Source organism: Herbaspirillum seropedicae (assembly GCF_001040945.1).
GTDB lineage: Bacteria > Pseudomonadota > Gammaproteobacteria > Burkholderiales > Burkholderiaceae_D > Herbaspirillum > Herbaspirillum seropedicae.
Genome location: NZ_CP011930.1, coordinates 3,508,759 through 3,529,440 on the forward strand (window position 1 = coordinate 3,508,759; position 20,682 = coordinate 3,529,440).

Genomic DNA, 20,682 nt, shown 5'->3' on the forward strand with positions numbered 1-20,682 from the left:
GGTCCCGGTCAGAAGAACTTGCGCAGGTCCATGCCGGTGTAGAGACCCGCGACCTCGTTGTAGCCATTGAACATCAGGGTCTTGCGCTTGGGCGCGAAGAAGCCGTCCTCGCCGATGCGGCGCTCGGTCGCCTGTGACCAGCGCGGATGATCGACGCCGGGATTGACGTTGGAATAGAAACCGTACTCCTGCGGCGCGTACAGATTCCAGGCAGTCTTGGGCTCGTCCTTGACGAAGCGGATCTTGACGATGGACTTGGCCGACTTGAAACCATACTTCCACGGCACGATGATGCGCACCGGCGCACCGTTCTGGTTGGGCAGCACTTCGCCGTACATGCCCAGGGTCAGCAAGGTCAGCGGATGATTGGCCTCGTCCAGGCGCAGGCCTTCGCGGTAGGGCCAGTTCAGGATCGGGTCGGACAGGCCCGGCATCTGCTTCTTGTCGGCCAGGGTGACGAATTCCACGTACTTGGCGTTGCCAGTGGGCTCGGCCTTCTTGATCAGGGCCGACAGCGAATAGCCGATCCAGGGAATCACCATCGACCAGCCTTCCACGCAGCGCAGTCGGTAGATGCGCTCTTCCAGCGGGGCCAGCTTGGTCAGGGCGTCGAGGTCCAGGGTGAAGGGTTTCTTGACTTCGCCTTCGATGTCGATGGTCCACGGGCTGGTCTTCAGGGTGCCGGCGTTCTTGGCAGGATCGGCCTTGTCGGTGCCGAATTCATAGAAGTTGTTGTAGCTGGTGGCGTCCTTGTAGGCGGTCTGCTTGTCCATGACCGCGTAGGCGTTATTGAGCTTGGCCGGCAGCTTGCGGCCCTGCTGCGCAAACGCCTGGGGCAGCGCGCCCATGCCGCCGGCCAGCGCCGCACCGGCCGCCACCCGCGCCATGAAGCTGCGGCGGGACAGGTAGACATCCTTGGGTGTGATCTCGGATGCGGTCGGAATCTCGATCTGGTCGGGACGAATCTTGATCAGCATGGTGCGCTCCGGAAAATGAAAGTGGGTGACCAAGGCAAGACCTTGGCGAGTGAACAGCATGGTAAAAGCCGGGCGGTGACGTCCGGGTGGCAATTTGATGACAATTTTGTCATGAAGAAAAGTCCTGCGATTGCTAGAATCAAGCGCATTTTCCTGCATCCGCGCCGCTTTTGCAGCGCGCCCTTTCCCGATACAGCATGGCCATCCTGGTAATCGAAGACGACCCCAAGACCGGTGACTACCTGCGCAAAGGCTTGCGCGAATCCGGCTATGCCGTGGACCTGGCCCGCAATGGCGCCGATGGCCTGCACATGGCGCTGGAACAGGACTACGACCTGGTGGTGCTGGACGTGATGCTGCCCGGGCTGGATGGCTGGCAGGTCGCGCTTGCTGCGCAGTGCGCTCATGACCTGCCGGTGCTGTTCTTGACCGCGCGGGACCATGTGGACGACCGCATCCGTGGGCTGCAGCTGGGTGCGGACGATTATCTGGTCAAGCCCTTTTCCTTCACCGAGCTGGTGCTGCGCATCCGCACCCTGCTGCGCCGGGGCGTCACGCGCGAGGCCGAGGTCTACGAGATCGCCGACCTGCAGCTGGACCATGTGCGCCACAAGGTCACCCGCCAGGGCGTCAACATCGCACTGACCAACAAGGAATTCATGCTGCTGCACCTGCTCATCAAGCGTCAGGGCGAAGCGCTTTCGCGCAGCGTGATCGCCTCGCAGATCTGGGACATGAACTTCGACAGCGACACCAACGTCGTCGATGTGGCCATCAAGCGCCTGCGCGCCAAGATCGATGCGCCGTTCGACAAGAAACTGATCCACACCGTGCGCAGCGTGGGCTACATGTTCTCGGAAGAACCATGAGCCCCCCTACCCCGGCCGTGGGCGGCTGGACCCTGACCACCCGCGTCACCGCCCTGTTCGCCCTCATGACCAGCCTGGTGGTGACCGGACTGGGATTCTATCTCGACCGCTCCGCCGGCCAGGCTCTGTCGCAGCGTGCCGACCAGGCGCTGATCGGGCGCGTGGAGCACTTCCGCAACCTGATGCACGACCTCTACAACGTCGAGCAGATGGAGCAGCGCCCGGCGCTATTCGAAAGCATGATGGGCAACGAGCAGGACGTGCGCATCTTCCGCCGCCAGGGCGAAGCCCCCTTCATCCAGAGCAACCCAGACCATCTGGTACCGCCGGCCATGACGCCGCTACCGGTAGGCAGTCCGGTCAGTTCAGCCAGCCTGCGGACCAGCCAGCGCGCCGATGGCGTGCGGGTGCGCTGGGTCTCGGCGCTGGCCGATGTCGGCAAGGGCGGCGACACGGTCGAGATCGTCGCCGCCTACGTCATGGTCCAGGAAGCCCGCATGATGCGCAGCTACCGCTGGCGCATCGCCGGGGCGGCGGCAGCGGCCGTGGTGCTGACGGCGCTGCTGGGATTCCTGCTGCTGCGACGCGGCCTGCAACCGCTGGAGGCAATGAGCCAGCGCGCCGCCCAGATCACCCCGGATCATCTGTCGGCGCGGCTGGACCAGGAGGGCATGCCGGCCGAACTGCGGCGCGTGGCGCTGTCCTTCAACGCCATGCTGGACCGGCTGGAGGCGGGCTATGCGCATCTGGCGCAGTTTTCCGGCGACCTCGCCCACGAGATCCGCACTCCCATCAATGTGTTGATGGGACAGAGCCAGGTCGCCCTGGGACAGCGGCGCAGCCCGGAAGAATATGAACAGGTGCTGGAATCGAATGTGGAAGAGCTGCAGCGGCTCTCGCGCATCGTGGAGAACATCCTCTTCCTGGCCCAGGCCGATCATGCCGCCCTGGCCGTGGAGCGCAACGCCCTGGACCTGGCCGAAGAACTGGGCCGCATCACCGACTATTTCGAAGGCATCGCCGACGAGCGCGGCATGCGTTTCGACGTGCAGGCTGCCGGCCAGTGCCAGGCCAACCTGATCATGTGGCGGCGGGTGGTCAGCAACCTGGTCATCAATGCGGTGCGCTATGGCCGGGCCGAGAGCACCATCCGCATCCTGGCGGAAAGCGATGGCGAGGGCAGCCGCATCATGGTCGAGAACCGCAGCGAGGATGTCACGGCCCAGGCCATGGCGCGCATGTTCGACCGCTTCTATCGCGGCGACCGCTCACGCAGCGCCTTCACGGAATCCAACGGGCTGGGCCTGGCCATCGTCAAGGCCATCATGGCCCTGCATGGCGGCACGGCGGCGGTGGAGTGTCCCGCCCCGGGCTGGATACGCTTTAGCTTGCGCTTCCCGTCGGCGGCGGCGGTTCCGTCCTGAGCGCTTCCTGCGCGGCCAGCTCGGCTTGGCGCGCCTCGCTGGCGCGGCGCGCCTTCTGGGCCGCCGAAGCGCGGGTGAAGATGATCTTCAAGGCCGCCATCACCGGCACCGACAGGAAGATGCCGGCCACTCCGCCCAGCTGATCACCGGCCAGCAGGCCCAGGATCACCATCAAGGGACTGACCTCGACGCCTTCGCTCATCAGGTAGGGATTGAGCACATAGTCCTGGAAGACGCGATAGGCCACGATGAAACCCACCAGCCACAGCAAGTGGTCATAAGCACTGAAACCGGCCACCACCAGCGCAGCAGCGCTGGCGGCCAGGGGTCCGGCGAAGGGGATGAATTCCAGCACCGCCGCCAGCCCGGCCAGCAGCATGGCATAGGGCACGCCCATGAGGGAAAAGGCAATGCTGTAGGCGACGAAGGTGGCCACGGAAAGGAACAGCAAGGCCCGGACATAGCGGGACAGCAACACGTCCAGGTCGGTGACGATGCCATCCCAGAGCTTGCGGTTGGCACGGCTCATCCAGGACAGCATTTCCTCGCGCATGGCCGGCGCTTCCTTGATGAGCAGGAAACTGATCACCGGCACCAGCACCAGATAGATGAGATTACTGGCCGCATGCATGACGCCCACACCGAACTGCTTGGCCAGCGGCATGGCCTGGTCGGTGCCGGCCGCGAGCTGGTCGCGCACGAAGCCGAGGATACGCGCCCGCAAAGGTTCGGCAAAGCCCGGCAAGGGCAGCCGGGAGACCGCATCATTGGAGCGCAGCAGCGCCGGCAATTGCTCGGACAGGCGCAAGGCCTCCTCCTGGATGCGCGCGCCAAAGATGGTGGCCACGGTCGCCACGATGGCGATAGCCAGCACGAATACCAGCGCAATGGACACGGTACGCGGCACCCGTGGCGGTCGTACGCGCTCGATCAGTTCCACCAGCGGGTAGACCAGATAGCTGAAGAAGACGGCGAACACCAGCACCAGCACGGTGGCCGAAATGGTGTAGGTGACGTAGAGCAGCAGCGCCACCAGGAAGACGGTCCAGACGATCCTGGCCACACGCAGATCGAAACCCAGCATAAAGAGATTTCCTTGCAGATTGAGAAGGCTGCTGGCCCTACCCTGTACTTGCGCCCCATGAGCGAGGGCCTGCCCGCATGATCGGAACCACAACGCGAAACCACAACGCGGAACCACAACGCCCGGCCACCGCCACACCGACGAAGCGGGCTACGGCTGAGCTGATAGTTGGACCTTAGTTGATCCGCATCATGTTTCGTATCAGCCAAGCTCTTCTGGATGTGTAGGAAAGAGTGAAAATGTCTTCATGCAGCGCAACACAGGGCTGCATCTTGTGGAACCGGGAAGTCCACCAGATGCAATGCTTGCGCGACATTTCGTCGCACCCTGCCAGTGCCCTGCAGAGGACCTCGCCCCGCGCATGCGCGCCGGGCCTGGGTCATTCTCATCAGTGATGACTGTTATCAGCAAAAACGCGGGTGCATGACATTGCGATGCGGCAAGCAACTGCTTTAAATTTCAGTAATTACTGAAATTTCAAAAGATTCAAACATGGAAAACCAGGCTCTCAGCCCCCTGATGCAGCGCTTCATCGGCCACTTCGGCGAGATGGGCAGCCGCTGGGGCATCAATCGCACGGTGGGGCAGATCTACGCCCTGCTCTATATCTGCGGGCGCGCGCTCAATGCCGACGAGATCGCCGACTACCTCAGCTTTTCGCGTTCCAACGTGAGCATGGGCTTGAAGGAGCTGCAGTCCTGGCGCCTGGTCAAGCTGCTGCACAAGCCCAACGACAGGCGCGAGTATTTCGAGCCGCCCGGCGACATCTGGGACATCTTCAAGGTGCTGCTGGAAGAGCGCCGTCGGCGCGAGATCGAACCGACCCTGTCCATGCTGCGCGACGCCCTGCTGGAGCCGGCCGGCAACAAGGATGACAAGCAGGTGCAGCAGCGCATGCGCGAGATGTATGAACTCATCGAGCTCTCCAGTTCCTGGTTCGACGAGGTGCAGCGCCTCTCCCCGGAAACCCTGGTGTCGCTGATGAAGATGGGCGCCAAGGTCAAGAAACTGCTGGATGTGCGCGAGAAATTCCGTCTCGGCAGCCATCCCGACAAGGAGTAGCCATGCGACTGCCCAGGAAACTGCCGCGCCTGACCCAGCTGCCGCTGGGGGTGGAGATCACCCTGCTGCTGGTGATCAAGATCGCCCTCATCACGGTGCTGGCCAAGACCTTCTTCGCTCATCCCGAAGCCAAGCACATGCAGATGCCGGTGCAAAGCGTAGAGCAACGCATGCTGTCCTTCGCCCCGCCGCCTGCGGCCACCCCACAACAGCGCTATCAACACCAAGACCTATCCGCCAAACAACAACCGGAGTAACACCACATGGTTCCCATCGATGAAGTCGTCTCGCTGTCACGGCTGCAGTTTGCCGTCACGGCGCTCTATCACTTCCTGTTCGTCCCACTCACCCTAGGCTTGTCCTGGATCCTGGTCATCATGGAATCGGTCTATGTCATGACCGGCAACCAGATCTACAAGGACATGACCCGCTTCTGGGGCAAGCTCTTCGGCATCAACTTCGCCATGGGCGTGGCCACCGGCATCACGCTCGAATTCCAGTTCGGCACCAACTGGTCCTACTACTCGCACTACGTCGGCGATATCTTTGGTACGCCGCTGGCCATTGAAGGGCTGATGGCCTTCTTCCTCGAATCCACCTTCGTCGGCCTGTTCTTCTTCGGCTGGGACAAGCTCTCCCGCAAGCAGCACCTGATCGTCACCGTGCTGGTGGCGCTGGGCTCGAACCTGTCGGCGCTGTGGATCCTGATCGCCAATGGCTGGATGAACAATCCCGTGGGCGCGGAATTCAACTTCGAGACCATGCGCATGGAACTGGTGAGCATGACCGACGTCATCTTCAACCCGGTGGCGCAGGTCAAGTTCGTCCACACCGTGGCGGCGGGCTACGTGACGGCGTCCATGTTCGTGCTGGGCGTCTCGGCCTGGTATCTGCTCAAGGCGCGCGATACCGCCTTCGCCCTACGCTCCTTTGCGGTCGCCGCCGGTTTCGGCCTGGCCGCCACGTTGTCGGTGATCGTGCTGGGTGATGAATCGGGCTATACCGCCGGTGAAGTCAACAAGGTCAAGTTGGCCGCCATCGAAGCCGAGTGGGACACCCACCCGGCCCCAGCCGGCCTGACCCTGTTCGGCCTGCCCAACGACAAGGAAGAGCGCACCGACTACGCCGTCAAGATTCCCTACGTGCTGGGCCTGATCGCCACCCGCTCCGCCGACACGCAAGTGCTGGGCATCAAGGACCTGAAGAAGGAGCATGAAGCCCGCATCCGCAACGGCATGCTGGCCTATGCGGCACTGACCAAGCTGAAGTCTGGCGACAAGTCGCCCGAAGCCCGCGCCGAGTTCGACAAGCTCAAGAAGGACCTGGGCTATGGCCTGCTGTTGAAGAAGTACACCAACAAGGTCGTCGATGCGACACCGGAGCAGATCAGCATGGCCGTCAACGACACCATCCCCAAGGTGGCGCCGCTGTTCTGGTCCTTCCGTGGCATGGTGGCGCTGGGCTTCCTGTTCCTGTTCATCTTCTCGGCGTCGTTCTGGTTCCTGGCCAAGAAGCAGCTGGCCCCGCAACGCTGGCTGCTGCGCCTGGCCGTGATCTCGATCCCGCTGCCCTGGATCGCCGCCGAGCTGGGCTGGATCGTGGCTGAATACGGCCGCCAGCCCTGGACCATCGCCGGCATCCTGCCGACCCACCTGTCGGCGTCCTCGCTGCAGCCGGGCAGCCTCTACTTCAGCCTGGCCGGTTTCATCCTCTTCTACACCTTCCTGCTGGTGGTGGAGATGATCCTGATGGTCAAGTACGCCCGCCTGGGACCCAGCAGCCTGCATACCGGCCAGTACTACTGGGAAAACAAGGGCAAGGAAAGCGGCCCTGGCGATGTCCTGCCGCCGCCCCTGAATCCGTCGGCCAATGCCGGCAACCATCCCTAAGCCACCAGAAGAAATGAGGAAAGCAGAATGATCTTCGATTACGAAACACTCAAGCTGATCTGGTGGGCCTTCGTGGGCGTGCTCATCATCGGCTTCGCACTCACCGATGGCTTCGACTTCGGCGTGGGCATGATGCTGCCCTTCGCCGGCAAGAACGATACCGAGCGGCGCATCCTGATCAATGCCATCGGCCCCACCTGGGAAGGCAACCAGACCTGGTTCATCACCGCCGGCGGCGCCACCTTCGCGGCCTGGCCGCTGGTGTATGCGACGGCGTTCTCGGGCTTCTACATCGCCCTGATGGTGTTGCTGTTCTCGCTGTTCTTCCGTCCGGTGGGCTTCGACTACCGCAGCAAGGTGGCTGATCCGCGCTGGCGCAATGCCTGGGACTGGGGCCTGTTCATCGGTGGCTTCGTGCCGCCCCTGATCTGCGGCGTAGCCTTCGGCAACCTGCTCCTGGGCGTGCCCTTCCACTATGACGACACCATGCGGGTGGAATACACGGGCAGCTTCTTCGCCCTGTTGAATCCCTTCGGTCTGCTGGCCGGCCTGCTGTCAGTGGCCATGCTGCTGATGCACGGCGCCGCCTTCGCCTTCGTCAAGACCGAGGCGGCCGTGGCCGAACGCTCGCGCAAGACCATCATCGGCGCAGCCCTGGTGACGGTGCTGCTGTTCATCGCGGGTGGCTTCTGGGTGGCGCAGATGCCGGGCTACCGCATCGTCTCCATGCCGGACGCCAACAGCGCCTTCACGCCCCTGGCCAAGACCGTGGAAGTGGTCGCCGGCGCCTGGTTCGACAACTACGCCAAGTGGCCCGTGACCAAGCTGTTCCCGGCGCTGGGCGTGGCCGGCGCGGTGCTGGCGGCGCTGCTGGCGCTGGTGCGCAGTGCGCGCCTGGCCTTCATCGCTAGCGCACTGTCGGTGACCGGCATCATCCTGACCGCCGGCATGTCGCTCTTCCCCTTCGTGATGCCGTCCTCGCTGGACGCCAAGAGCAGCCTGACCTTGTGGGATTCGGTGTCCAGTCACAAGACCCTGGGCCTGATGTTCTGGATGGTGCTGATCTTCTTGCCGCTGATCATCGTCTATACCGGCTGGGTCTACCGCGTGGTCAAGGGCAAGGTCACCGCCCGCGACATTCATGAGAACGAACATACCGCGTATTGATTACGCGCAAACGCAATCTGGAACAAGGAGAACATCATGTGGTATTTCGCCTGGATACTCGGCATCGGCTTGGCCTTGGCCTTTGGCATCATCAACGTCATGTGGCTGGAAGCCAACTACGCCTTCGGCCGGCGCAATGCTGAGCAAACCCATGAGCGCTTTGCCAGCGCGCGAGCGGCCGAGAAGGCGCGGCGCGGCGGCAAGTAAGGCTGCCCGCGAGCCGACGGCATGCCGCCGTCGGCTTTTTTTTCGCCCTTTCCGGAGTCCGAGCATGCACGCTTCACGCCCACCGCAAGCCGAAGAGACCACCCCCGCACCCCGCCACTGGGCCTTGTTGCCGGGCGCACGCTTTGCCGACAGTTTCCGCATCCCGCTCACGCCCGAGCTGGCGCCGCTGGACACCACCGAGATCGCGGCCCGGATGATGGCCGAGCAACCCGGCTGGATCAGCGCGCTGATGCGAGTGCGCGATCTCCTGGTGGCGCCGCTGGGCCTCAAGCGCGCTGGCGATCATGGCGCGCCGGCGGGCTTTCCCTTGCTGCTGGCCGAACCGGCGCGGGTGGTCATGGGCCTGGACGACAGCCATCTCGATTTCAGGCTCTGCGTGGAAAAGCTGGAGGCTGGCGGTCGCGAGGGCAGCGCCGGCCCCGGCTGGCTCACGGTCACCACGGTCGTGCGCACCAAGCGCTTGCTGGGCAGCGTCTACCTGGCCGCCATCATGCCCTTCCACCGCCGCATCGCGCGCACCTTGCTGCAAGGCGTGGCGCGCAGTCATCCGGATAAACCGGCCGCATCCATGCAGCAATGACAATCGCCGCTGGGACCGAAGTCGCAGCAGCGATTTCTTACGCCTTCCCACCCGCATCAGGTAGAAAGCCGCACCATGCATTACACCAGGTTCAGGGTAACGTTGATGTTGTCGCGGGTGGCGTTGGAGTAGGGGCAGACTTGGTGAGCCTTGTTCACCAGGTCTTGCGCCACGGCACGGTCCACGCCCGGCAGCGAGATGTTCAGCTCAGCTTCGATGCCGAAACCGCCCGGGATCTGGCCGATGCCGACCTTGCCGGTGATGCTGGCGTCTGCCGGCAGGGCCACCTTGGCCTGGCCGGCGACGAACTTCAGCGCGCCCAGGAAGCAAGCCGAGTAGCCGGCTGCGAACAGTTGTTCCGGGTTGGTGCCGTTGCCGCCTGCGCCGCCCAGTTCCTTGGGGGTGGACAGCTTGACGTCCAGGACGCCGTCGGAGGACTTGGCCGAACCTTCACGACCGCCGGTGGCGGTAGCGGTGGCGGTGTACAGGGCTTTTTCGATCTTGTTCGAGGGCATGGTATTTCCTTTCAAGGATTCAGGTTAAGGCCCCTACGGGCGCACGGGGGTTGACTTCAATGACTTCAATGACTTCGGTTCACTTCACTTGCCACTAGCGCTAACTATCCTGCTTGTTCATCGCCGCAACGGCTTGCGATGAACGATATAAATAATTAACTATATTATTGCGCACAATCTAAATATCAAATCAGCCTAACGCTTTGTTACTTGTCTTCGGCATCCTGAAGACCTTTTCGTACCTGCTTCAGTTCCACCACCAGATTCTTCACCTGGTCCAGCGACGGCAACATGCAGCTCATCTGCAGCGGCACCGTCTTGGCCTTCTCCCGCAAGGCGCGTCCGGCCGGCGTCAGGCTCACCAGGACGCGGCGCTCGTCTTCGGCGTCACGCGTGCGGTGCAGCAGGCCCATGGCTTCCATGCGCTTGAGCAGCGGCGTGAGCGTGCCGGAATCGAGGAACAACCTGCCGCCCAACTCAGAGACGGTGACCTGGTCCTTTTCCCACAACACCATCATCACCAGGTATTGCGGGTAGGTGATGTCCAGCGGCGCCAGCAACTTCTTGTAGGCCTTGGTCATGGCCAGCGAGGCCGAATACATCGCAAAACACAGCTGGTGATCGAGCAGCAAAGCCTGATCGATCAGTTCTTCCGTCAGCAGCGGTGGTTGCGTGTTGTCCATGGGCTGCATATTAAACCGCACAAAATTAAATTGCAAGCGATTTAATTTCAGAAAATTTGAAGTCCTCGTTCAAGATCGTCCATGCTTCAACAAATCGGTATCATCGCGCATTTCCTCTTTCCTTCTTTGCCCTGAACGTGCGCATGTCTTCACCCGCCTCCCCTTTCCGCTCACTGGACCTCTTCTGCAAGGTGGTCGACAACTACGGCGACATCGGCATCTGCTGGCGTCTGGCGCGCCAGCTGGCGCGCGAGCATGGGATCGCCGTACGCCTATGGGTGGATGACCTGGTCAGCTTCGCCCGCATCTGGCCCAGCGTCGACACCCAGGCCCTGACCCAGCAGCGCGAAGGCGTGACCGTGCAGCACTGGCGTGGGCAGGATGATCACTACGAGGCCAGCGACATCCCCGATGTGGTCATCGAGTTCTTCGGCTGCGAATTGCCGCCGGCCTACGTCGAGGCCATGGCGCAGCGTCCGCTCAAGCCGCTCTGGTTCAACCTGGAGGGCCTCTCGGCCGAGCCCTGGGTCGAGGGCTGCCATACCCTGCCCTCGCCGCACCGCTCGCTGAAGCTGACCAAGTATTTCTTCTTCCCCGGCTTCAACGAACGCACCGGCGGGTTGAGCTTCGAAGCCGACCTGGAAGCGCAGCGGCAAGCCTTCCTCGCCTCAGGCCAGGGCGCGGCCTTCCTGGCCGGGCTGGGGGTGACGGCGCAGGAGGCGCAAGGCTGCAAGGTCTCGCTGTTCTGCTACGACTACGCACCCATTGCTGAATTGTTTGCCAGTTGGCAGGCAGCCCCTGCGCCAGTGACCTGCCTGGTGCCAGAGGGCGTGGGCCGGGCCGCTGTCGAGGCTTTCCTGGGCGCGCCCATGATGGCCGGGACAGCCGCCACGCGTGGGCAATTGAGCGTGCGCGTGCTGCCCTTCGTGCCACAGACCGATTACGACCGCCTGCTGTGGAGCTGCGACCTGAACTTCGTGCGGGGGGAAGATTCCTTCGTGCGCGCCCAGTGGGCGGGCAAACCCTTCGTCTGGAATATCTACCACCAGGACAAGAACCTGCACCACACCAAGCTCAACGCTTTCCTGAAGATCTACGATCCGGCCAGCGCCGCAGTGGCCGACCTCAACCGTGCCTGGAACGGGGCCTATCCGGGCGAGCTCGACTGGCGCGCCAACTGGCAGGATCTGCAGGGCGAACTGCCGGCATTGACGCAGGCGGCAGACCGGTGGCTGCACAAGATGTTGGCAAATGGCGACTTCATGGATAATTTGCTCCGTTTCGCCGCCCGGCTGCTAGTGGAAGAGCGCTGAAAATGGGGTAAAATAGCGGGCTATCGTTTTAACGCAGTTTGGAATTCAATCGTACGTGGGCTTGCGGTGAAGTTTTAGAAGTTTTACCAGTGGGCTACTGACAGTTTGAAAAAACCTACTTTTCACGACACATCGCTATGAAATTTGCAAAAGAAATCCGCGTCGGCAACATCATTATGGTCGACAGCAAGCCCATGATCGTCCTGCGCTCGGACGTCAACGGTTCTTCCCGTACCGGTTTCACCTACAAGTGGAAGATGAAGAACCTGCTGACCAACAGCCCGCTGGAAAGCGTCTTCCGCGGCGACGACAAGTTCGACGTCGTGGTCCTGGACAAGAAGCCGGTGACCTACTCCTACTTCGCTGATCCGCTGTACGTCTTCATGGACGAAGAGTACAACCAGTACGAAATCGAAGGCGAGAACATGGGCGACGCCATCGGCTACCTGAAGGACGGCATGCAGTGCGAAGCCGTCTTCTACGAAGGCAAGGCTATCTCCGTCGAAATGCCGACCACCATCGTGCGCAAGGTTGCCTACTCGGAACCGGCCGTCAAGGGCAACACCTCGGGCAACGTCCTGAAGGAAGCCAAGATCGAAAACGCCATCGAAGCCAACCAGATCACCGTGATGGTGCCGCTGTTCGTGAGCCAGGATGACGACATCGAAATCGACACCCGCACCAACGAATACAAGAAGGTCGTGCGCGGCTGATTGTTTGCCGATGCCCGTAAAAAAACGCTGCCTGGTGCAGCGTTTTTTTATGCCTGTTGGATGAGCGTTTGATGGCTGTTTGATGGCAGTTTGCCGGGCGCGCCACTGCCGCTCGTCCTGAGTAGCGGCATCACCGCGTATCGAAGGCGCGCCGAAACCTGTCCTGAGCTCGCCGAAGAGGCGCAGCGCAGTTTCACGGCCAGTGAACCCTTCGATACGACGCTGCGCGTCTACTCAGGGCGAACGGGTAGCCAGTGCGCGTTCGTCGATCTTTCATTCGGCTTATCCGGCTTATCCGGCTTATCCGGCTTATCCGGCTTACCCAGCATCCCTCACCCGCGCCAGATCCCGCGCCGCCGCCTGCCCTTCCGCGCTGGCCCAGAAGGCGCGATCCGCCGCCTGCAGGCGCTGGGCCGAATTCTCCATATGGCGCAACGCAGCCGCCCGCGCCGCCTCGGCATCCCCGGCACTGATCGCCTCGGCCAGGGCAGCGTGTTCAGCGCGCACCTGCTGCACGAACTCATTGCTGCGCGCCTCATTCATCCGCGCTACGCGAATGGCCGCATGCAAGAACTGGCTCAGGAACTGCACCAGCGAGGTATAGAGCGGATTGTGGGAGGCATTGGAAATGGCGGCATGGAAGGCAAAGTCTTCCGGCACCCCATCGCGACCCGCTGCTGCAGCCTCATCAATGGCCTGCAAGGCTTGCTGGATCGCCAGGTTCTGCGCGCTCGTGCGCCGTTGCGCGGCCAGCGCCGCCATCTCGCCTTCCACCCCGCGCCGCAGTTCGATCACCCGCAACACCGCCTGGATGGAGTCACGTCCGTCATCCACATCCAGATCCAGCCGGAACGGGGTCGCCGGATTGGCCGGCAGCACCACCGTACCGCTCCCGCGCCGCGAACCCACCAGCCCTTCCGACTTGAGCCGGGAGATGGCTTCACGGATCACCGTACGGCTCACCGAAAAGCGCTCGGTCAGCTCCATCTCCGAGGGCAGGCGCGTCTCGGGAGCAAATTCGCCAGCACGGATCTGCCGCGCCAGCACGCTGGTGACATGATCGGCCAGCGTCACCTTGCCGCGGGCCGATCCCGGCGCCGGTGGCACTGCCTGCGCAGCAGCGCTGGAGGAGGGGGAAGTCTTCATGGCGCGCATGATACAGCGCCCCCTCCCACTTGAGTAAATCGTTTCAAACAGCAATAAAGTTGTATGACAACTTTCTGCTATAATCCCTCCCGCAAGCGCCGGATCGCCCTTCCCTGCTATCCGGACCACAGATCAAGAGGAGAACACATGCATATCGTCATCACCGGCGGCGCCGGTTTCCTGGGCAGCCGTCTGGCGCGCCAGCTGCTGCAGCGCGGCACCCTGACCGGCCGCGACGGCCAGCCGCAAGCGATCAAGCGCATCACCCTGCTGGACGTGGCGCCGGCGCAGGGCTTCGATGATCCGCGCATCGAGGCGGTCACTGGCGACATTGCGGACGCCGCCGTGATCGAGCGGGTCATCACGGCCGAGACGCAGTCCATCTTCCACCTGGCGGCCATCGTCAGCGGCCACGCCGAGGCCGATTTCGACCTGGGCATGAAGATCAACTTCGACGCCACCCGCGTGATCCTGGAACGCGCCCGCGCCCTGGGCAGCAAGCCGCGCGTGGTGTTCACCAGCTCGGTGGCGGTGTTCGGCGGCGAACTGCCGGCGGTGGTGCCGGACAATACCCTGCTGATGCCGCAAAGCTCCTACGGCGCGCAGAAGGTGATGGGCGAATTGCTGGTGCAGGATTATTCACGCAAGGGTTTCATCGATGGCCGTGCGCTGCGCATGCCGACCATCTCGGTGCGTCCGGGCGCGCCCAACAAGGCGGCCTCCAGCTTCGCCTCGGGCATCATCCGCGAACCGCTCAATGGCCAGCCCTCGGTCTGCCCGGTCACGCCGGACACCCGCATGTGGCTGATGTCGCCGCGCCAGGCCATCGCCAACCTGATCCACGGCCATGAAATCAATGGCGCGGATCTGGGCCTGGCGCGCTTCCTGTCCATCGACGGCCTGTGTGTGACCGTCAAGGAGATGGTGGAGGCACTGGAACAAGTCGCCGGCAAGGAAGTGGTCCAGCTGATCGAATGGAAGGAAGACGAAGCGATCAAGCGCATCGTCAATTCCTGGCCCGGCGCCTTCGAGGCCAAGCGCGCCAAGGCGCTGGGTTTCACGGCGGACGCCAACTTCGCCGACATCATCCGGGCGCATATCGAAGACGAAGTGAAGAAATAAGCTTCACATCGGCATGAAAAAAGAAAGGGACAGCCCCGCAAGAGGCTGTCCCTTTTTGCTGCACTTCCGGATCGCGATTACTGCGCCTTGCCCAGCATGTTGAAGATGCTGGAGAAGTCCAGCTTGCCGGCGCCGTTCATGCTGTGGATGTCGTAGAGGTTGCGCGCAGTGGCGCCCAAGGGAATGGCGCAGTTGGTCGCCAACGCATTCTCGACGGCCAGCCCCAGGTCCTTGAGCATCAGGTCCACGCCAAAGCCGCCGGCATAGCCCTTGGAAGCCGGTGCGGTTTCCATCACGCCAGGACAAGGGTTGTAGACCTCCAGCGTCCAGTTGCGGCCCGAACTCTTGGACATGATCTCCGACAGTACCTTGGGATCCATGCCATTGGCCATGCCCAGGCGGATGGCTTCGGAGGTGCCGATCATCAGGATGCCCAGCAGCATGTTGTTGCAGACCTTGACGGTCTGCCCGCTGCCGCTCTCGCCCGCGTGATAAATGGCCTTGCCCATCTTCTGCAGATACGGCTGGGCCGCCTCGAAGGCCTCCTTGCTGCCGCCCACCATGAAGGTCAGCGTGCCCGCAGTGGCGCCATTGGTGCCACCGGAGACCGGCGCATCGAGCATCTCGAAGCCGCGCGCCTTGGCCGCTGCAGCGACCTTGCGCGCCGCTTCCGGGGCGATGGTGGAGCAGTCGATCAAGAGCGTGCCCGGCTTGGCCGAGGCCAGCACCCCGGCCTCGCCCAGGTAGAGCGACTCCACGTGTCGGCTGGCTGGCAGCATGGTGATGACCACGTCGGCCTTGGCCACCGCTGCCATGGAATCGGCTTCGGTCTTGCCGCCGACCTCCACCAGCTTGTCCACGCTGGCCTTGACCAGGTCATGGCCGCTGACCGAAAAACCAGCCTTGACCAGGTTCTGCGCCATCGGCAAACCCATGTTGCCCAGGCCGATGAAGACGATGTTGGCGCTCATGCTGCTCTCCTTACTTCAGGGTGATGGTGGTGTTGACCTGGCCGGCTTCTTCATCGGGCGCATACCAGCGTGCGGTGACGGTCTTGGTCTGGGTCCAGAAGGTCACGGCCTGCTTGCCGTTGGGGCCGAGGTCGCCCAGCTTGGACGCACGCGAACCGGTGAAGCTGAAGTAAGCCACGGGGACCGGAATCGGCACGTTGATGCCGACCTGGCCGACATCGATCTCGTTCTGGAACTTGCGCGCCGCATAGCCCGAGCTGGTGAAGATGGACGTGCCATTGCCGTTGGGGTTGGCGTTGATGAAGGCAATGGCTTCATCCAGCGTGTCCAGTTCGACGATGCACATGGCCGGGCCGAAGATTTCCTGGGTGTAGATGTCCATCTCGGGCTTGACGCCCGTGAAGACGGTCGGCCCCACGAAGTTGCCGTTCTCGCTGCCGGCCACCTTGCAGTTGCGGCCATCCAGCAGCAGCTTGGCGCCCTGCTCCACGCCGCTGGCGATCAGGCGTTCCACACGTTCCTTGGCCGCCTTGGAGACCAGCGGACCGACATCGGCCTTGCGGTCCGTGCCGGGGCCGACCTTCATGGCCTTGGAGCGTTCGACGATCTCGGGAATCCATTCACGCGTCTGGCCCACCAGCACCACCACCGAATTGGCCATGCAGCGCTGTCCGGCCGCACCGAAGGCTGCGCCCAGCAGGTTGTTGATGGCCTGGTCCTTGGGTGCATCGGGCAGCACGATGCAGTGGTTCTTGGCGCCCATCATGCACTGGGCGCGCTTGCCGGCCTCGCTGGCGCGGCGGTAGATATGGGTGCCGACGTGGGTGGAACCGATGAAGGAGACCGCCTTGATATCGGGATGGTCGCAGATCATGTTGGCCACGTCCGGGCCGCCATGCACCACGTTCAGGACGCCCGGCGGCAGACCGGCCTGGTTGGCCAGTTCGACCAGGAACAGCGAGGAAGTCGGATCCTGCTCGGAGGGCTTCAACACGAAGGTATTGCCACAGGCCACCGCAATGGGGAACATGAAGCAAGGCAGCATCACGGGGAAGTTGAAGGCGGTGATGCCCGCCCCCACGCCCAGCGGCTGGTAGAGCGTATAGACGTCCACGCCGCCGGCCACGTTCTCGGCCAGCTCGCCCAGTTGCAGCGAGGTGATCGAGCAGGCGTGCTCCACCACTTCCAGGCCGCGCATGACTTCGCCTTCGGCATCCGGCAGCGTCTTGCCGTGCTCGCGGGTGATCAGTTCGGCCAGCGGGGCGATGTTCTCGCGCAGCAGTTGCTGGAACTTGAGCATGATGCGCATGCGCTGGGCCAACGAGGTATTGCGCCAGGTCTTGAAGGTCTCCTTGGCGTTGGCCACGGCCCGGTCGACTTCTTCCTTGGTCGCGAAGGGCACGCGCGCCACCACTTCCTGGGTGGCCGGGTTCAATACGTCGCGCCACTCCTTGGAAGTGGACTGTACCTTTTCACCGTTGAGGTACAGGGGAACGTTGGGGATGTTGGCTTGGCTCATTGCAATTTCCATAGTGAAGAGGTGGGGAGAGCAAGGCCGGCAGCATCGCTCCCGGCCACAGGCATTACAGGGGCATTACTGCTTGACCAGCGGACAGGCTGCGTCCATGGGACGGAAGGCTTGCTGGGCCGGGATCACCGAGAGCAGCTTCAGGTAATCCCAGGGCCCCTTGGATTCAGCCGGGGTCTTGACCTGGTACAGGTACATGTCGTGGATCACGCGGCCATCGGGACGAATGGAGGCGTTGCGCATGACGGCGTCGGCGATCGGGATCTCGCGCATCTTCTGTGCGACCACCTTCCAGTCCGAGGTCTTGGCCGCCGCACGGGCCTTCAGGAACTGGTAGACGCTGGAATAGACGCCCGCCTGCACCATGGTCGGCTTGATGTTCTTGAACTGCGACTCGAAGCGCTTGGAGAAGGCGCGGGTCTGCTCGTCATAATCCCAGTAGAAGCCATCGGTGTAGACCAGGCCCTGCGCCGCCTCCAACCCCAATGCGTGCACATCCGAGAGGAACACCAGCAGCGCCACCAGGCGCTGGTCCTTGCCACCGACGGCAAAGGAGCGCGCCTGCTTGATCGCATTGACCACATCGGTGCCGCCATCGGCCAGGCCGATCACCTGGGCCTTGGAGGCCTGCGCCTGCAGCAGGAAGGAAGAGAAGTCCGACGCGTTCAGCGGATGGCGCACCGACCCCACCACGGTGCCGCCATTGGCCTTGACCACATCGGAGGCATCCTTCTCCAGCGAATGGCCGAAGGCATAGTCCACCGTCACGAAGTACCAGGACTTGTTGCCCAGCTTGGTCAGCGCCGCAGCCGCGCCGGCGGCCTGCGAGTAGGTGTCGAACATCCAGTGGAAGCCATTAGGCGCGCACTCGGCGGTGGTCAGCGCACCGGTGGCCGGGCCGCTGTACATGGCGATGCCGCCCTTGTCCTTGATGAGCTTCTGCACCGCCAGCGCCACCGAGGAATTGGTGAGGTCGGCAATGGCTTCGACCTTGTCGCGGTCCAGCCATTCGCGGGCGCGGGTAACGCCCACGTCCGGCTTGTTCTGGTTGTCTGCCGAGAGGATCTCGATCTTCATCCCCTTGCATTCATTCTTGAGGCAGTCTTCCACCGCCATCTTGGCGGCGACCACCGAACCCTGCCCGCCCATGGCCGAATACGGGCCGGACATGTCGGTGAGCACGCCGATCTTGACCGTATTGGCGTCCTGCGCCCATGCCGGGATGGCCGTAGCGGCCAGTGACACGGTACAGGCCACGGCGGCAGCCGTGAGCGAACGGCCCAAAGCGTTCTTGCGCATCTTGTCTCCTTGATCTTGTGATTGTTGTCGGACCTGCCCGCGTTACGTTGACGCTGGGTCTCGCCCTTGTTCCTGCCGGCCGCCTCTCTGCACCACAGCGGTGCCACGTCGGCCCCGCTATTCTGCATGTGCGTATTTATCGATACAATAACCACAAAGACAAAACGCTTTTGCATGAATGCAAAAGACAGCTAGGGAGACCACATGCTGGACTGGGACAACCTGAGGATCTTCCTCGAACTCACGCGCAGCCAAGGCCTGGTGGATGCGGCCAAGAAACTGGGCATCGACCATTCGACCGTCTCGCGCCGCATGAAGCGCTTCGAGGAACAGGTCGGCAGCCAGCTGTTCGACCGCAACAACCACGGCTACAAGCTCACCGCCGACGGCTACCGGCTGGTGGAATATGCTGAGCAGGTCGAAAGCACCCTCTACGCCGCCACCGAAGAGCTGGGCGGACATAACAGCAAGCTCTCCGGCCAGGTGCGACTGGGCGCCACCGAAGGCTTCGGCACCTTCGTACTGGCGCCGCACATTGCCCATTTCTGCGCCCGCAATCCGCATATCACAGTGGACATGCTGCCCATGCCGCGCTTCGTGAACCTGTCCAAGCATGAGGCCGACATCAGCGTCTCCATCGAGCGGCCCCTGTCGGGTAATTACGTGGTCACAAAACTGTCCGACTATGTCCTGAAGCTTTATGCTTCACGCGACTACCTGGCCCAGCATCCGCCCATTCACACCATGGATGACCTGGCGCAACATCACTTCATCGGCTATATCGATGACCTGGTCTTCAGTGAAGAATTGCGCTACAAGGATACGGTAGCGCCCGACGCCTTCCGGGCCTTTCGCAGCACCAGCGTGGTGGCGCAATATACGGCGGCCTGCGCTGGTCGCGCGCTGGCCATCCTGCCTTGCTTCCTGGCGCAGCAATCCGAGGAACTGGCGCCGGTGCTGCCGCAGCAGATCGCCATTACGCGCAGCTTCTGGCTGGTGGCCTCCAGCGAGCAGCGCCATGTGGCGCGGGTGTCGGCGCTGTGGAGTTACCTGCGCGAGTGCGTGGAGCTCAACCGCGATTTCCTGATGGGCCAGTCGCGCCGGATGCGCTGGCTGGAATGATGCGCCGGCCCGCGCCTGCACAACGAGACGTGTTTCAACCCGGCCGCCCGGCCCCTCCCCGCGCCGGCGGCCTTACCCCAAGGAGATGACGATGGCTGCAAAGAAGATCCTGCTGTTGACCGGTGATTTTGCCGAGGATTATGAAACCATGGTGCCCTTCCAGGCCCTGCAGATGGTCGGCCACACCGTCCACGCGGTCTGCCCCGGCAAGAAAGCCGGCGACAAGGTCAAGACCGCCATCCACGACTTCGAAGGCGACCAGACCTATACCGAAAAGCCGGGCCACCAGTTCGCGCTCAACGCCAGCTTCGACGACGTCAGCGCCGCCGGCTATGACGCCCTGGTGGTGGCCGGCGGCCGCGCGCCCGAATACCTGCGCCTGAACCCCAAGGTGATCGAGCTGGTGCAAGCCTTCGCCAAGGCCGACAAGCCCATCGCCGCGGTCTGTCACGGTCCGCAGGTGCTGGCGGCGGCCGGCGTGCTGGAAGGCAAGAAGGTGTCGGCCTATCCGGCCTGCGCGCCGGAAGTCAAGCTGGCCGGCGGCCAGTTCGCCGACATCGCAGTGGATGCCGCCATCACCGACGGCAAGCTGGTCACCGCCCCGGCATGGCCAGCGCATCCGGCCTGGCTGGCGCAGTTCCTGCAGGTGCTGGGGACTCGCATCGAGCTATAAGCCCCACGCGCGCTCACACCTATCTGCCCAGTGAGGCAGCATGCCGTCCGGTTACATCCCGGGCGGCATTTTTTTGGCCGCTCAGCATGATGAGCAGTCAGCGCAGCGCCGCCACCCCTCCCACCTTCATTCGCATATTCCCGTGATGAAGCAAGAGGAAGCGAACTCCCGTACTACCTCACTACATTCCCCCATGGCAAGATTGCCGAAATGAATTTTGCTCACGTATTGACATATCGCAAGCATCGCCGGCTGGCCTTCCCTGCATTCGCGTTATAAAGCTAGCAATTCTCGTTGCACAACGATTGCAGCGAGAA

The 20,682-nt window shown here is 62.8% G+C and carries 21 protein-coding genes; 13 read left to right on the plus strand and 8 right to left on the minus strand.

Features of this window, described 5'->3' with window-relative positions:
• Positions 1-8: 8 nt before the first annotated feature.
• Positions 9-977 carry a protein-methionine-sulfoxide reductase catalytic subunit MsrP gene (gene msrP, locus ACP92_RS15275; protein WP_013235007.1) on the minus strand — a complete coding sequence of 323 codons (969 nt, stop codon included), beginning with the start codon at positions 975-977 and terminating at the stop codon, positions 9-11.
• Positions 978-1,174: 197 nt separating this feature from the next.
• On the opposite strand from msrP, the gene ACP92_RS15280 reads away from it, so the two are divergent.
• A complete protein-coding gene (locus ACP92_RS15280) occupies positions 1,175-1,846 on the plus strand; it encodes a heavy metal response regulator transcription factor (protein ID WP_048348592.1) in 672 nt (223 codons plus the stop codon).
• Positions 1,843-3,270 carry a heavy metal sensor histidine kinase gene (locus tag ACP92_RS15285; RefSeq protein ID WP_013235009.1) on the plus strand — a complete coding sequence of 476 codons (1,428 nt, stop codon included), beginning with the start codon at positions 1,843-1,845 and terminating at the stop codon, positions 3,268-3,270. The genes ACP92_RS15280 and ACP92_RS15285 overlap by 4 nt, the downstream gene beginning before the upstream one ends.
• Here ACP92_RS15285 and ACP92_RS15290 read toward each other — a convergent pair.
• On the minus strand, positions 3,230-4,354 hold the full coding sequence (locus ACP92_RS15290) for an AI-2E family transporter (protein ID WP_013235010.1): 1,125 nt from the start codon (positions 4,352-4,354) through the stop codon (positions 3,230-3,232). The two genes, ACP92_RS15285 and ACP92_RS15290, sit on opposite strands and share 41 nt — an antisense overlap.
• A 492-nt stretch (positions 4,355-4,846) precedes the next feature.
• On the opposite strand from ACP92_RS15290, the gene ACP92_RS15295 reads away from it, so the two are divergent.
• The 6 genes from ACP92_RS15295 to ACP92_RS15320 all read left to right on the plus strand — a co-directional run bounded on the left by ACP92_RS15295 (position 4,847) and on the right by ACP92_RS15320 (position 9,280).
• Entirely contained in the window at positions 4,847-5,416 is a 570-nt protein-coding gene (locus ACP92_RS15295; protein ID WP_013235011.1) for a GbsR/MarR family transcriptional regulator, read from the plus strand.
• A gap of 2 nt (positions 5,417-5,418) precedes the next feature.
• The gene (cydP, locus tag ACP92_RS15300; protein ID WP_013235012.1) at positions 5,419-5,673 is read left to right on the plus strand and encodes a cytochrome oxidase putative small subunit CydP; all 255 of its coding nucleotides are present in this window, start codon (positions 5,419-5,421) and stop codon (positions 5,671-5,673) included.
• A 6-nt stretch (positions 5,674-5,679) separates the two neighbouring features.
• Entirely contained in the window at positions 5,680-7,305 is a 1,626-nt protein-coding gene (locus ACP92_RS15305) for a cytochrome ubiquinol oxidase subunit I (RefSeq protein WP_013235013.1), read from the plus strand.
• 27 nt (positions 7,306-7,332) lie between these two features.
• Positions 7,333-8,472: a cytochrome d ubiquinol oxidase subunit II gene (cydB, locus tag ACP92_RS15310; RefSeq protein WP_013235014.1), complete on the plus strand. Its 1,140-nt coding sequence runs from the start codon at positions 7,333-7,335 to the stop codon at positions 8,470-8,472.
• 36 nt (positions 8,473-8,508) lie between these two features.
• A complete protein-coding gene (gene cydX, locus ACP92_RS24320) occupies positions 8,509-8,679 on the plus strand; it encodes a cytochrome bd-I oxidase subunit CydX (RefSeq protein ID WP_041310957.1) in 171 nt (56 codons plus the stop codon).
• A gap of 64 nt (positions 8,680-8,743) precedes the next feature.
• On the plus strand, positions 8,744-9,280 hold the full coding sequence (locus ACP92_RS15320; protein ID WP_013235015.1) for a DUF2867 domain-containing protein: 537 nt from the start codon (positions 8,744-8,746) through the stop codon (positions 9,278-9,280).
• Between the two features lie 80 nt (positions 9,281-9,360).
• Here the strand turns inward: ACP92_RS15320 and ACP92_RS15325 are convergent, their stop codons facing one another.
• Positions 9,361-9,795: an organic hydroperoxide resistance protein gene (locus ACP92_RS15325; protein WP_013235016.1), complete on the minus strand. Its 435-nt coding sequence runs from the start codon at positions 9,793-9,795 to the stop codon at positions 9,361-9,363.
• A 206-nt stretch (positions 9,796-10,001) separates the two neighbouring features.
• Positions 10,002-10,487: a MarR family winged helix-turn-helix transcriptional regulator gene (locus tag ACP92_RS15330; protein ID WP_041310959.1), complete on the minus strand. Its 486-nt coding sequence runs from the start codon at positions 10,485-10,487 to the stop codon at positions 10,002-10,004.
• 134 nt (positions 10,488-10,621) lie between these two features.
• On the opposite strand from ACP92_RS15330, the gene earP reads away from it, so the two are divergent.
• A complete protein-coding gene (gene earP, locus ACP92_RS15335; RefSeq protein WP_013235018.1) occupies positions 10,622-11,791 on the plus strand; it encodes an elongation factor P maturation arginine rhamnosyltransferase EarP in 1,170 nt (389 codons plus the stop codon).
• A gap of 137 nt (positions 11,792-11,928) precedes the next feature.
• Positions 11,929-12,504, plus strand: a complete 576-nt coding sequence (locus ACP92_RS15340; protein WP_013235019.1) for an elongation factor P — start codon at positions 11,929-11,931, stop codon at positions 12,502-12,504.
• 318 nt (positions 12,505-12,822) lie between these two features.
• Here ACP92_RS15340 and ACP92_RS15345 read toward each other — a convergent pair whose 3' ends face one another.
• Positions 12,823-13,659, minus strand: a complete 837-nt coding sequence (locus ACP92_RS15345) for a FadR/GntR family transcriptional regulator (protein WP_013235020.1) — start codon at positions 13,657-13,659, stop codon at positions 12,823-12,825.
• A gap of 138 nt (positions 13,660-13,797) precedes the next feature.
• Here ACP92_RS15345 and denD point away from each other — a divergent pair, with 138 nt between their 5' ends.
• Positions 13,798-14,772, plus strand: a complete 975-nt coding sequence (gene denD / locus ACP92_RS15350) for a D-erythronate dehydrogenase (protein WP_013235021.1) — start codon at positions 13,798-13,800, stop codon at positions 14,770-14,772.
• Positions 14,773-14,849: 77 nt separating this feature from the next.
• Here denD and mmsB read toward each other — a convergent pair whose 3' ends face one another.
• From mmsB to ACP92_RS15365, 3 genes are all read right to left on the minus strand, one after another.
• Positions 14,850-15,743 (minus strand): 3-hydroxyisobutyrate dehydrogenase, encoded by an 894-nt coding sequence (gene mmsB, locus ACP92_RS15355; RefSeq protein ID WP_013235022.1) that lies wholly within the window; start codon positions 15,741-15,743, stop codon positions 14,850-14,852.
• Positions 15,744-15,753: 10 nt separating this feature from the next.
• Complete coding sequence (locus ACP92_RS15360; RefSeq protein WP_048348593.1) at positions 15,754-17,262, minus strand: CoA-acylating methylmalonate-semialdehyde dehydrogenase; 1,509 nt, start codon at positions 17,260-17,262, stop codon at positions 15,754-15,756.
• Between the two features lie 75 nt (positions 17,263-17,337).
• On the minus strand, positions 17,338-18,570 hold the full coding sequence (locus ACP92_RS15365; protein ID WP_013235024.1) for an ABC transporter substrate-binding protein: 1,233 nt from the start codon (positions 18,568-18,570) through the stop codon (positions 17,338-17,340).
• Between the two features lie 204 nt (positions 18,571-18,774).
• Between ACP92_RS15365 and ACP92_RS15370 the strand changes: the two genes are divergently transcribed.
• Both ACP92_RS15370 and ACP92_RS15375 read left to right on the plus strand, forming a co-directional pair.
• Positions 18,775-19,692, plus strand: coding sequence for a LysR family transcriptional regulator (locus tag ACP92_RS15370; protein WP_013235025.1), 918 nt, complete (start codon positions 18,775-18,777; stop codon positions 19,690-19,692).
• A gap of 91 nt (positions 19,693-19,783) precedes the next feature.
• Complete coding sequence (locus tag ACP92_RS15375) at positions 19,784-20,365, plus strand: DJ-1/PfpI family protein (protein ID WP_041310961.1); 582 nt, start codon at positions 19,784-19,786, stop codon at positions 20,363-20,365.
• The last annotated feature ends 317 nt before the right edge of the window (positions 20,366-20,682 follow it).

Coding starts and splice junctions, on each gene's coding strand:
- ACP92_RS15285 (WP_013235009.1), top strand. CDS start 1,843: ATGAGCCCCCCTACCCCGGCCGTGGGCGGCTGGACCCTGACCACCCGC.
- ACP92_RS15325 (WP_013235016.1), bottom strand. CDS start 9,795: ATGCCCTCGAACAAGATCGAAAAAGCCCTGTACACCGCCACCGCTACC.
- ACP92_RS15280 (WP_048348592.1), top strand. CDS start 1,175: ATGGCCATCCTGGTAATCGAAGACGACCCCAAGACCGGTGACTACCTG.
- ACP92_RS15360 (WP_048348593.1), bottom strand. CDS start 17,262: ATGAGCCAAGCCAACATCCCCAACGTTCCCCTGTACCTCAACGGTGAA.
- earP (WP_013235018.1), top strand. CDS start 10,622: ATGTCTTCACCCGCCTCCCCTTTCCGCTCACTGGACCTCTTCTGCAAG.
- mmsB (WP_013235022.1), bottom strand. CDS start 15,743: ATGAGCGCCAACATCGTCTTCATCGGCCTGGGCAACATGGGTTTGCCG.
- cydP (WP_013235012.1), top strand. CDS start 5,419: ATGCGACTGCCCAGGAAACTGCCGCGCCTGACCCAGCTGCCGCTGGGG.
- msrP (WP_013235007.1), bottom strand. CDS start 977: ATGCTGATCAAGATTCGTCCCGACCAGATCGAGATTCCGACCGCATCC.
- cydX (WP_041310957.1), top strand. CDS start 8,509: ATGTGGTATTTCGCCTGGATACTCGGCATCGGCTTGGCCTTGGCCTTT.
- ACP92_RS15305 (WP_013235013.1), top strand. CDS start 5,680: ATGGTTCCCATCGATGAAGTCGTCTCGCTGTCACGGCTGCAGTTTGCC.
- ACP92_RS15330 (WP_041310959.1), bottom strand. CDS start 10,487: ATGCAGCCCATGGACAACACGCAACCACCGCTGCTGACGGAAGAACTG.
- cydB (WP_013235014.1), top strand. CDS start 7,333: ATGATCTTCGATTACGAAACACTCAAGCTGATCTGGTGGGCCTTCGTG.
- denD (WP_013235021.1), top strand. CDS start 13,798: ATGCATATCGTCATCACCGGCGGCGCCGGTTTCCTGGGCAGCCGTCTG.
- ACP92_RS15365 (WP_013235024.1), bottom strand. CDS start 18,570: ATGCGCAAGAACGCTTTGGGCCGTTCGCTCACGGCTGCCGCCGTGGCC.
- ACP92_RS15375 (WP_041310961.1), top strand. CDS start 19,784: ATGGCTGCAAAGAAGATCCTGCTGTTGACCGGTGATTTTGCCGAGGAT.
- ACP92_RS15345 (WP_013235020.1), bottom strand. CDS start 13,659: ATGCGCGCCATGAAGACTTCCCCCTCCTCCAGCGCTGCTGCGCAGGCA.
- ACP92_RS15295 (WP_013235011.1), top strand. CDS start 4,847: ATGGAAAACCAGGCTCTCAGCCCCCTGATGCAGCGCTTCATCGGCCAC.
- ACP92_RS15320 (WP_013235015.1), top strand. CDS start 8,744: ATGCACGCTTCACGCCCACCGCAAGCCGAAGAGACCACCCCCGCACCC.
- ACP92_RS15370 (WP_013235025.1), top strand. CDS start 18,775: ATGCTGGACTGGGACAACCTGAGGATCTTCCTCGAACTCACGCGCAGC.
- ACP92_RS15290 (WP_013235010.1), bottom strand. CDS start 4,354: ATGCTGGGTTTCGATCTGCGTGTGGCCAGGATCGTCTGGACCGTCTTC.
- ACP92_RS15340 (WP_013235019.1), top strand. CDS start 11,929: ATGAAATTTGCAAAAGAAATCCGCGTCGGCAACATCATTATGGTCGAC.